Annotated in this window: 1 protein-coding gene; it reads left to right on the top strand. The window is 60.0% G+C overall.

The annotated features are described in order from the left end of the window. The coding region (locus tag MD536_RS21190; RefSeq protein ID WP_239603786.1) for a DegV family protein at nt 1-290 on the top strand (290 nt) is incomplete at both ends.

Here is a 290-nt window from a genome sequence, read left to right as displayed (position 1 = left end):
GTCGTGGTTCCGCTACAGGTAGTTGGCGAATCAAGGACATATCAGGATCGTGTCGATATCCGGGGTGCCGAGTTGTACGAGCGCATGCGCAACTCCGATGCCGTCTTCACCACCTCTCAGCCGACGCCTGGGATGTTCGTCAGCGCTTTTGAAGACGCTCGGTCCAGCGCGCCCGAGGCAGTTGGACTGTTCATTTCCGGCGCGGTGTCTGGAACCCTCGGGTCCGCCAAAGCGGCATTGCAGGCAACAGACATCGACGGGATCACGATAGTGGATTCCCGGACGGCATC

The sequence above is a fragment of the Flavihumibacter cheonanensis genome, from assembly GCF_022352215.1.
GTDB lineage: Bacteria > Bacteroidota > Bacteroidia > Chitinophagales > Chitinophagaceae > Flavihumibacter > Flavihumibacter cheonanensis.
The sequence above is the reverse complement of the archived record's forward strand: the minus strand, read 5'-3'. Positions and strand labels throughout refer to the sequence as shown.